This is a genomic window from Motilibacter deserti, from assembly GCF_011250635.1.
In the GTDB taxonomy this organism is placed as follows: Bacteria; Actinomycetota; Actinomycetes; order Motilibacterales; family Motilibacteraceae; genus Motilibacter_A; species Motilibacter_A deserti.
The window spans coordinates 1-2,597 of record NZ_JAANNP010000187.1; the positions used below are offsets into that span (position 1 = coordinate 1).

General features: G+C 74.2%; 3 protein-coding genes. All 3 read right to left on the bottom strand.

From position 1 onward, the window contains the following. The coding region (locus G9H71_RS25630; protein ID WP_166284926.1) for an AAA family ATPase at nucleotides 1-143 on the bottom strand (143 nt) is incomplete at its 3' end. 97 nt (nucleotides 144-240) lie between these two features. Continuing rightward, nucleotides 241-1,146 (bottom strand): phosphogluconate dehydrogenase (NAD(+)-dependent, decarboxylating), encoded by a 906-nt coding sequence (gene gnd, locus G9H71_RS22145; protein WP_166284927.1) that lies wholly within the window; start codon nucleotides 1,144-1,146, stop codon nucleotides 241-243. A gap of 93 nt (nucleotides 1,147-1,239) precedes the next feature. Continuing rightward, nucleotides 1,240-2,373 (bottom strand): DNA polymerase III subunit beta, encoded by a 1,134-nt coding sequence (gene dnaN, locus G9H71_RS22150; protein ID WP_166284928.1) that lies wholly within the window; start codon nucleotides 2,371-2,373, stop codon nucleotides 1,240-1,242. Between the last annotated feature and the right edge of the window lie 224 nt (nucleotides 2,374-2,597).

A 2,597-nucleotide genomic window follows, 5' to 3' on the forward strand; every position in this document is an offset into this window, starting at 1 on the left:
GTCGCGACGTAGCCCACGGCCTCGACGAGGTTGGTCTTGCCCTGCCCGTTGGGGCCGACGAACGCCGTGGTGCCCGGCTCGAGGGGCACCTCGACCTCGGCGTAGGACCGGAAGTCGGTGAGGGAGAGGTGCGCGACGTGCACGCTGCAGGGTACGGCGCGGCGTGCGCCGGTGGGTACCGCCGCTCCGGCGTGGCTGGCCGCCGGAGCGGGGCAGCCGGAGCGGCGGCTCACCGCCGGGTCAGGCGGGCGCCTCGGCCTCGCCCTTGGCGATGGACTTCACCGCGTGCCCGCCGAACTGGTTGCGCAGCGCGGCGACGGCCTTCATCGCGGGGGAGTCGTCCTGCCGGGAGACGAACCGGGCGAAGAGCGAGGCGGCGATGACCGGGGTGGCGACGCGGTGGTTGATGGCCTCCTCGACCGTCCACCGGCCCTCGCCGGAGTCCTCGACGTAGCCGGTGATGTCGGCCAGCTCGGGGTCCTCGTCGAGCGCGCGGACCAGCAGGTCGAGCAGCCAGGAGCGGATCACCGTGCCCTGGGTCCAGGACTTGATGACGCCGGGGACGTCCTGCACCACGTCGGAGGCCGCGAGCAGCTCGTAGCCCTCCGCGTAGGCCTGCATCATCCCGTACTCGATGCCGTTGTGGACCATTTTGGAGAAGTGGCCGGCACCGACCGGGCCGGCGTGGACGAAGCCCGCCTCGCCCTCGGGCTTGAGCGTGTCGAAGATCGGCTGGACCTTGGCGACGTCGTCCTTGTCGCCGCCCACCATGAGCGCGTAGCCGTTCTCCAGGCCCCACACGCCGCCGGAGACGCCGGCGTCGACGTAGCCGATGCCCTTGGCGCCGAGCAGCTCGGCGTGGACCAGGTCGTCGGTGTAGCGCGAGTTGCCGCCGTCGATGACGACGTCGCCCTCGGAGAGCAGGTCGGCCAGGTCACGGACGGTCGCCCGGGTCGGGTCGCCGGCGGGGACCATGACCCAGACCACGCGCGGGCCGCTCAGCCGCTCGACGAGCTCGCCGAGGCTGGAGACGTCGCGCGACGACTGCGGCCCCTGGTCGTAGCCGACCACGGTGTGGCCACCGCGCCGCAGGCGCTCGGCCATGTTGCCGCCCATCTTGCCCAGGCCGATGATGCCGATCTCCATGCGCCCCTCCTGCGGGGATAGCTCGTTGGTGCTGGCTTGTGCGCCGGTCCCGTCCGGACGGCGTCCGCCCGGTTCTTGCCCCGTTCTGAGGGCCTATGCCCCCGACAGCCGGACCGGCATCAGCAGGTAGCGGTAGTCGCCCGTCGGCTCGGTGTCGGCCGTCGCGCGCCCGGTGACCACCGCCGGCTTGGTGGACGTCGTGAACGACAGCTGGGCGTAGGGGGCGTCGATCGCCTGCAGGCCGTCGAGGAGGTACTGCGGGTTGAAGGCGATCGCGATGTCGTCGCCCTCGAGCGTGGCGTCCATGGACTCCGAGGCCGAGGCCTCCTCGCCGCTGCCGGCCTCGAGCGTGAGCGCCCCGTCGGTGAACGACAGCCGGATGGGCGTGTTGCGCTCGGCCACCAGCGACACGCGCTTGACGGCGTCGACGAACGGCCCGGTCTCCACGACCGCGACGCTGGCCGAGCTCGTCGGCAGCAGCGACTGGTACTTCGGGAACTCCCCGTCGAGCAGCCGCGTGGTCGTGCGGCGGCGGCCGCCCTCGAAGCCGACCAGGCCCTCGCCGGTGCCGCCGGTCGCCAGCGCCACGACGACCTTCTCGCCGGCCTGCAACGAGCGAGCGCTCTCGGACAGCGTGCGGGCCGGGACCAGGGCCACGGCCGAGAGCCCGGCCTCCTCCGGCGTCCAGGCCAGCTCGCGCACGGCGAGGCGGTAGCGGTCGGTGGCCGCGAGCACGACCTTCTCGCCGTCGATCTCGACGCGTACGCCGGTCAGCACGGGCAGCGTGTCGTCGCGCCCCGCGGCGAGCGAGACCTGCGCGACGGCCGCCGCGAAGACGTCGCCGGGCAGCGAGCCCGACGCCGTCGGCATGACCGGAAGCGCGGGGTACTCGTCCACCGGGAGCGTCAGCAGCGTGAATCGCGCGCTGCCGCAGCGGACCACGACCTTGGCGCCGTCGGTCGCGATCTCGACCGGCTGCTGGGGCAGGCTGCGGCAGATGTCGGCGAGCAGGCGGCCGCTGACGAGGACCCGGCCCGGCTCCACGACCTCGGCGTCCACGCCCACGCGGGCGCTGACCTCGTAGTCGAAGCCGGCCAGCACGACGCCGTCGTCGCCCGCCTCGACGAGCAGGCCCGCCAGGACCGGCACCGGCGGGCGTGCGGGCAGGCTGCGCGCGGCCCACGCCACGGCCTCGGCCAGGACCTCTCGCTGAACCCGGAACCTCACCGGCCACCCGCCCTTCGCTCCCGCGCACGTGCCCGGGCCGGTGCCCGGACGCCGGCCCCACAGTCGGGTGCCGCGCTGCCCTCCATCGTGACCGCCCGCGGCGCGGCCGGACAGGCCGGGAGGGCCGTCTCGGCGTACCGCGGGTCGTCAGCCCGACGCTAGCGGGCGGGTGTGACCGTACCGCTCGGGGCGGCTCTCCACAGCGGGCCGGGGCCCCTTGCTCG

What these genes read in the sequence shown, in the direction of transcription:
- gnd (WP_166284927.1), bottom strand. Translation starts at nt 1,146, where the DNA reads ATGGAGATCGGCATCATCGGCCTGGGCAAGATGGGCGGCAACATGGCC.